This is a genomic window from Deltaproteobacteria bacterium, from assembly GCA_020848905.1.
GTDB lineage: Bacteria > Myxococcota_A > Polyangia.
Genome location: JADLHG010000014.1, coordinates 1 through 7,048 on the forward strand (window position 1 = coordinate 1; position 7,048 = coordinate 7,048).

A 7,048-nucleotide genomic window follows, 5' to 3' on the forward strand; every position below is an offset into this window, starting at 1 on the left:
GGCGCGGAAGGCGGACCGCACGGAGCACGAGCTCCACCCAGAGGGCGGCGGCCGCGGCGCAGGCGAAGGCCACGAGGTGCAGGCGGCTCACCGCGCTCGGCTCGTAGGTCTCGGCGAAGGCGCCGGTGTGCACCACGGGCCAGGCCACGGCGAGGAGCGCGAGGGCGAAGGGGAGCGGACGGACGCGGGACGCGGCGCCTTCGACGACGCGCAGCCCGAGCAGCGCGGCGAGAGTCACCGCGGCGGGCCAGGGCGCCGTGGGGAAGCAGGCCAGGGAGAGCCCCGCCACGAGGCCGGCGGCGAGCGGGCGGCCTCGCACGAGGAGCGCGAGCCAGGTGGCCACGAAGAGGGGCTCGAGCACGTGGTGGTCCACGTGCCCGAGGGCCGCGCTGCCGGCGGCGAAGGGATAGACGGCAAAGAGGGCGGCCCCGAGGAGGCCGAGCCGCGGGCCTCCGATCGCGCGACCGAGCGCGAAGAGGCAGAGGAGCGCCGCCAGCCCGAGGAGCGGCGTGGAGAGGATTGCCACGCTCTCCAGGCAGGGACGCGTGGGGGTGGTGCCGCACGCGACCACCACGGCCCCCGCCACGAGCAGGTCGTAGCCGCCGTGCCACTGGAGCTTCTGGCCCTCGGGGTACGAGAGCTCGGGGTCGAACATCGGCACGCGCCCCCGGGCCTGGATCGTTTGCTCGACGCGACGAAGGTGGTAGTACGAGTCCCCGTCGGTGAAGACCCAGTGGCCGGCGTCGCGCGAGGCCGGAAGTGGCGCGAACCGGAGCGCCCCGCCCAGCGCGAGCACGCCGAGCAGGGTCAGCGCCCGGGCGAGGCGTCGTGCGGGTCGACGAGGCTTGGCCACGGCCGACTCTCGCACTAAGGTGCGCTGCCACTCAAGAAGGCCTCACGCGAACGCCCGTGCACGACTACTCCAAAGCGCTGTGGGTCGCCTTGCTCGTGACGGTGGGCTTCGTCGCGCTGCTCACCTTTCCCCCCGACGACGGCCTCCGGCACGTGGGGCTGGCCTTCGGGCCGCACCGCGACTGGGGGAGCGTCTATCCCCACTCGGTCTTCGCGCTCCACGGCGGCTACGACCCCTGGTGGGGCTACGATCATCTTTTGCGGCTCGTGGCGCGCGGCCTCTCGGCCCTCGCGCTCCCGCCGCTCCTCGCGCCGTTCGTCCTGATGAAGTTGCTTTCGCTGCTCTTCATGGTCGCGTTCGTGGCGCTGGTCATCCGGCGCGGTCGCCTCGCCGAGGCCTCGCGCGACGGCCGCGGATTTCTCCTCGTGCTCGGCCTGGTCCTGCTCTGCCTGACGAACAGCCTGATGCGCCTGTCGCTGGCCCGCCCCTTCGGCTTCGGCACGCTCTTTCTCCTCTACACCGTCGGCACGCGGGGGTGGCTCCGGGGACTCCTCTCGGCCGCGGCGCTCACGGCCCTCTATCCCTACCTGGCGTGGATCTACACCGTCCCCGTGGCGCTCGTCGGCCTGTGGCGCGGCGACCGCCGCTTCGCGCTCGGCGTGGCCGCCGCGACGCTCGGTGGGGCGCTCGTGCAGTCCGGGGCCTTCTTCAGCATGCAGCTCGCCCTCATCCGCTCCGACGGCCTGCGCTCCCAGTTCGAGATCAAGATCGGCGAGTTCACCTCGTTCTGGACCCACCTGCGCTTCTACGGCTTCTTCCTCGGGCTGGCCCTCGTGCTCTACCCGTGGCTCGCGCGCCGCGAGAAGGTCCCCGCCGAACGCTGGCTGCTCCTGCTCTTTCTCGTCCCTTCCGTGCGCTACGTGCGCTACCTGCTCGACGTGGCGCTCCCCTTGCTCGTCGTGAGCTACGGGGCGGAGGTGGTCGGCCTGCTGCGCGAACCACTAGGGCGGCTCGCCGCCGCCTGGAAGGCGAGGCTCCCGAGGAGAGGCGCCCCAGCGCAGCCCGAGGCCCAGGCCCAGGCCCAGGCCCAGGCCGAGACAGGCGCGGTTCCGCCGGCGAAGGGTCGGTCGCTCTGGCCCGTGCTGACCTTGCTCTACGTCGTCGCGTTCGGGGGCGCGAGCGTGATCGGCCTGAAGGAGTACGTGCGGCTCCGCCACCTCGCGGGGGACCTCGCGCCCGTTCCGCGCGACGCGCTCGTGCTCACCGAGTTCGACGCGCAGTACGAGCTCCTGCTCGTGCGCCCCGACCTGCGCCTCGTTCCCTCCTCCGAGCTCGTCTTCTTCGCCCCGGCGATCCGCACCGAGTACCTCGGCTTCTTCAACCGCGGAGAGGTCTGCCCGCTCGCGCGGCGCATCGGGGCGACCTTCTTCGTCGAGCGCCGCGGCATGTACGTGGACCCGCAGAGCGCGAGCTGCCTCGAGCGTGTGCCGTCGAGCGCCGCGCTGAACCTCTGGCGGGTGAAGCGCCGCTGAACGGCGCGCGCCCCCTCGGCGCTCATCCCCGCAGGTGGCGCAGGCTCGGGTGGTCCACGATCGTGAACGGCGTGACGAGCGGCGCGATCGACTCCCCGCGCTGCGCGATGTTCCCCTCGCGGACGGGACCGAGCTTGCCCGCCGCGGCCGCCAGGTACGGCACGCGGCGCGGCTCGAAGCCCATCAGGCGCGCGCAGGTCGCGTCCACCGCCACCGGGTTCCGACCGACCACGAGCAGCCCCGCGGCCTTGGGGGTCCCCATGATCGGCCCGTCCCCCTCCATCCCCACGATGCCGTCCACGATGGCGAGGTGCGGGCGCACCGTCGCCGTGAGGTCCAGGATCGACGAGCCGATGCCGCGCTGGTGCAGCACGTTCTTGGGCCAGCCGTAGGCCACGCCGGGGACCACGCCGAAGAGGTTCTTCATCGAGAGGGTGAGCCCCGCCCAGTGGTGCGTCTTCATCTTGGCCAGCGAGACGACGAGGTCGGCGCGGGCGAGGACGCGCGGCAGGTGGAGCTGCGAGAGGCCCGTGAGCCCGAGCGCGTTCGGCACCGGCGCGGTGTCCTCGTGGTTCAGATCGTAAAAGGGCAGGCGCTCCGCCTCGAGGAGCGGCCCGAGCCCCGACTCCTCGAGGACCAGCTCGGTGTCGCGCATGTGGCCCGGGCCCTCGGCCACCCACACCTCGCGCGCGCCCAGCCGGCGGAAGACCTCGGCCGCGGCCTGCACGACGAGCGGGTGCGTGTTGACGTGCGGGGCGGAACGGTTCGGCTCGACGAGATTGGGCTTGAGGAGCACCGTGCGCCCGCGCACCGCCTGCGCGCCCACGCCAAGGCTCGCCAGCCCCCGGAGGAGCGTGTCGGCGATGGGACCGGTGTAGCTCGGGACGCGGCCCACGAAGACCTCGGCCCGCCGGCCCCGCTCGTGGCGGTCCCAGAGGAGCTTCGCGGCGTAACCCCCGCCGACGAGCACGTTCGCGCCGAGCAGGAGCCAGGCGCGGCGCGAGAGGAGGGGCGGCCGCTCGGGCGACGGAGCGGGCTCGTCCGCGGGGCGATCTCGCTCAGCCGGGCCCATGCGAGGCCTCCGGTGCACGCGGGGAACGACCGCCGAGGAGCTCCACCCCGCGCGGAGCCCCCGCGAGAAGCAGCAGCGCGAGGCTCGCGGGCGCCACGGGCCGGCGGCTCGCCCGCTCCCAGGCCGCCGAGAGCCACGCCGCGGCAGACGCGGAAGAAGCGTTCCACGCGCGGAGGCCGAGCACGCCCCAGCCGACGGACACGCCCGTGCGAACCTCGGGGAGCGCGCGTTGCAGGAAGACCACGGCTCCGCGTGCCCGCTCCCCGTCGGGCTCGAGTCCTTCGCGCCCCTCGAGCCCCGACAGCGCGAGCAGCGCCTGCCCCGTGTGCCCCGGCGCGGCGCGCAGGGTGGTGCCGAAGACGGAGACGTTGCCGTAGTTCCAACCCCCCGTGGGGAGCGCGCGGTCCCTGAGCAGCCGCAAGGCGTCGGCCGCGCGCGCGTGCCCCGCGAGCCCGTGGCGCCGCAGCGCGAGGAGCGCGAGCGCGGTCGGTTCCACCCAGCTATGCGTCTCGGCCACGAAGCCCCAGCCGGGAATCGTGGCGTCGTGGGCCAGCGGGTTCTCGGTGTCTCGGGGATAGGTCTTGCCACGCTGGGCGACCAGCCAGGCCAGCGCGCGCTTCGGCGCGTCGCCCACTTGTCCGACGTCGCCGACCGCGGCCCAGAGGAGCAAGGCGTGCGCCGTGGCCCAGCCGGGCTCTACCAGGCTCGCCGACAGGCTCACCGCACCGTCGGGACGTTGCCGCGCGCCGAGCCACGAGGCTGCCGCGCGAGCCGCCGCGCGCAGCTCGTCGTCCTCCGCGCGCGCGGGGTCGGCGGTCGCGAGGAGCGCGAGACCGGCCAGGGCGGTCGGTTCGCTCGAGGGCTCCGCGCCGACCCGATAGCCCCACCCTCCTCGGGGATCTCGCGCCTCGAGGAGCCGCCGGCGCGCGAGCTCTGGCCAGGCCTCCGCCATCACGCTTCGTAGGATGCGTCTATTCGTCCGCCGCGGCCATGTCGCGCCGCAGCCGGATGGCCGGCGCGGCGAAGGCCTCCTCGGGCAAGCCGTACTCGCGCGCGAGGCTGGCGAGGACCATCGAGGCCTCGCGCAGGCTGTAGCCGTGGACCTCCACCAGATAGGTATCCAGATCGCGCAGCCACCCCTCGCTGAGGAGCTTGCGCTCCTCGGGCGGAAAGGGCGTGGTGGGGACCATCTCGATCTCCTCGATGATCTCGTCGAGGGCGGCGAGAGAGCGACTGAGCGCACGGTTCCGGAGCTTGAAGCGTTTGGCCCAGTCCGAGACGTACGGGACGCGCCAGGTGGTCTTACCGAAGAAGCGCCAGGGGCTGGCCGAGCCGCTCTGCTGTTCGACAAAAGCGTTGAGGCGCGCGCTCACGAGTCGCGCCGCCTGCGCCACCCGCTCGCGATCTTCTCGCGTGGCCGTCTCTTCCTTCAGGTGCAAGAGCACCCGATGGATCACGTCGCGCGGCTTGACGGCCGGCCGTTTGAGCTGCCGGTGCTCCGCCTTCAGGATCTCCTCGTAGCGCGTGAGCAAGAGCCCCACGCCCGTCACGTAATGATGGTTCGTCTTACGAGCCATGGGCTCCCCGTGCAGTGAGGGCCCCGCGCCGAGGCGCCGGGCTCCGCGTCGTCAAGCGCCCATGCTACCGCCTGGGGGCACGCGAGTCGAGGGGCCCTGCGGCAGGGGCCCTGCGGCACACCGCGCCACGCAGGAGTCGCGCCGCGCAAGAGCCGCGCCGCGCAAGATCCGGGACGCCCCACCGTAGACTCCGGTATGCTCCGCTCACCATCCGGAAGGTCCTGCATGTCGCCACGCCCCGTGCTCCTCGCGCTGTCGATCTTGTTCGCGCCCATCGTGCTTCACGGCACAGCCCACGCGCTCCCCTGGCCGTCGGGGCCGAAGGGGAGCAGCGGGGCCCGGGCGGGCGGCGGACTCACGGCCTCGGTGAAGAGCTTCAAAGGCTTCGATCACTGCATGGAGGAGCTCGCGAACAAGCTGCCCGTCGAGGTGGCCGCCATGACGCTCGGCAGCGCGCAGCTCGAGCTCATCTGCCGGTCGCGCCAGGCCGCGGCGGAGGGAGACGCGCAGATCTGCCAGCGCGAGGTCAAGGACTACAACCTGCGCAAGGAGTGCGAGCGCTTCGTGGCCGTCTTCACCGGCCACGCGAGCGACTGCCCGAAACGCGGCTATCCGATGTACCGCGAGGGGCTCTGCCAGGCCCTCGCGCAGCGGCAGCCCTCGCTGTGCTTAGCCGCGCCGGCCGAGCAGCGCGGGGTCTGTCGCGGCATCCTCCTCGGCGAGGCGCACTGCAGCGCCCTGAAGGCCGAGAAGCGAGCGCAGTGCCGCGCCGAGGTGCGCGCCTGGGCCGGCACCTTCAAGGGAGCCAAGCCCGTCCTCCCCGACAGCTTCAAGCCCTCCCTCGAGGTGCGCGCCACCGGGCTCACGAGCGGCGTGAACCTCCCGGCCGCGGCCGGCCACTTCCGCGCCAACGCGCTCGACCAGGGGCTGCTCGTGGCGGACGGCCCGGACACGGCCACCCCCGGCGGCGACTGGCTGGTGGTGACCCGGAGCTTCGCGCCACAGGAGAGCTACGACTGGGGGAGCCAGCCGCCGGTGGAGCTCGAGTTCATGGTGCCGCTCTCGAGCGGCGGCACGGGGACCTTCACCCTCGCGAGCGGGGCCGGCAGCGCCAAGGCGAGCTTCCGCGAGCCGACGGGGTACCGCCACCGAACCATGGAGAGCGCGACGGGGTCGGTGACCGTGACGCGCTTCTCGCGTCAGCCGGGGGGGCGCGTGACGGGGACCTTCGCGCTCGAGCTGACCGACGGCGTCGACCGCTTGAAGGTCGAGGGGGCCTTCGACACCTTCGTGCGCGAGGCGCTCCCCGTGTCCACCCTCCGGAGCTTCATGCAGTACCGCACCGGCTCGTCGGCCTACCTGGGTTCGGGACGCCTCTCCGCCGACGACGTGGCGCTCTGGAAGGCGCAGATCAAGCAGGTGAAAGAGGGCCTCTACGACGTGGACACGGCGCTCAGGGACGTGATGGCTACCGACACGAACAAGGTGGTCTACAGCGGGTCGGTCAGCCGGCGTTACCAGTCGGGGAGCGTCTACAGCGGCTATCGCCTCTACTCGGTCTACCCGAACGGCGCCCTCTTCCTGCTCGGCTTTCGCGACGGAGACGTGATCCTGAAGGTGAACAAGCAGAAGCTCGACACGCCGGAGGATGTCTACGCCGCGTTCGGACGCTTCAAGAAGGCGAGCAAGCTGGTGGTGGAGCTCGAGCGCGGCGGCAAGACGGTGACCTTCACCTACCGGGTGAAGAAGCTGCCGCTCTCCAAGGAGCTGCGCGAGAAGCTCCAGCAGAAGGCCAAGGAGGGGCCGAAACCTCGTGCCGCGGGCATCCTGGGGACACTCCGCAGTGGGAGCGGAGGTCTCTCGGGCGGCGTGATAGGGGGCTCGCCCGCCCCGCCGGCCTCGCCCGCTCCGAAGCCGTGAACGACGGGCGAGTTCGACGGACGGTGCGACCCTGCCCGTTCCGCGCGCGAGCTGCGTGTACGCTCGCGCTCCTGCTCCTCCCCGCCTGCGACGA

Annotated in this window: 6 protein-coding genes; 2 read left to right on the forward strand and 4 right to left on the reverse strand. The window is 72.6% G+C overall.

The window, feature by feature from the left end:
• On the reverse strand, positions 1 to 853 hold an 853-nt coding region (locus IT371_06875), incomplete at its 3' end, for a hypothetical protein (protein ID MCC6747364.1).
• 56 nt (positions 854 to 909) lie between these two features.
• Here IT371_06875 and IT371_06880 point away from each other — a divergent pair.
• Positions 910 to 2,385, forward strand: a complete 1,476-nt coding sequence (locus IT371_06880; protein MCC6747365.1) for a hypothetical protein — start codon at positions 910 to 912, stop codon at positions 2,383 to 2,385.
• A 22-nt stretch (positions 2,386 to 2,407) separates the two neighbouring features.
• Here the strand turns inward: IT371_06880 and IT371_06885 are convergent, their stop codons facing one another.
• From IT371_06885 to IT371_06895, 3 genes are read right to left on the reverse strand one after another with little or no spacing between them, the layout of a single operon-like run.
• The gene (locus tag IT371_06885; GenBank protein MCC6747366.1) at positions 2,408 to 3,457 is read right to left on the reverse strand and encodes a DUF362 domain-containing protein; all 1,050 of its coding nucleotides are present in this window, start codon (positions 3,455 to 3,457) and stop codon (positions 2,408 to 2,410) included.
• Entirely contained in the window at positions 3,444 to 4,409 is a 966-nt protein-coding gene (locus IT371_06890) for a hypothetical protein (protein MCC6747367.1), read from the reverse strand. Before IT371_06890 ends, IT371_06885 begins: the two co-directional genes overlap by 14 nt.
• A gap of 19 nt (positions 4,410 to 4,428) precedes the next feature.
• Positions 4,429 to 5,034 (reverse strand): hypothetical protein, encoded by a 606-nt coding sequence (locus IT371_06895; protein ID MCC6747368.1) that lies wholly within the window; start codon positions 5,032 to 5,034, stop codon positions 4,429 to 4,431.
• Between the two features lie 225 nt (positions 5,035 to 5,259).
• On the opposite strand from IT371_06895, the gene IT371_06900 reads away from it, so the two are divergent.
• Entirely contained in the window at positions 5,260 to 6,954 is a 1,695-nt protein-coding gene (locus IT371_06900; protein ID MCC6747369.1) for a PDZ domain-containing protein, read from the forward strand.
• The last annotated feature ends 94 nt before the right edge of the window (positions 6,955 to 7,048 follow it).

What these genes read in the sequence shown, in the direction of transcription:
- IT371_06885 (MCC6747366.1), bottom strand. Translation starts at nt 3,457, where the DNA reads ATGGGCCCGGCTGAGCGAGATCGCCCCGCGGACGAGCCCGCTCCGTCG.
- IT371_06890 (MCC6747367.1), bottom strand. Translation starts at nt 4,409, where the DNA reads ATGGCGGAGGCCTGGCCAGAGCTCGCGCGCCGGCGGCTCCTCGAGGCG.
- IT371_06895 (MCC6747368.1), bottom strand. Translation starts at nt 5,034, where the DNA reads ATGGCTCGTAAGACGAACCATCATTACGTGACGGGCGTGGGGCTCTTG.
- IT371_06900 (MCC6747369.1), top strand. Translation starts at nt 5,260, where the DNA reads ATGTCGCCACGCCCCGTGCTCCTCGCGCTGTCGATCTTGTTCGCGCCC.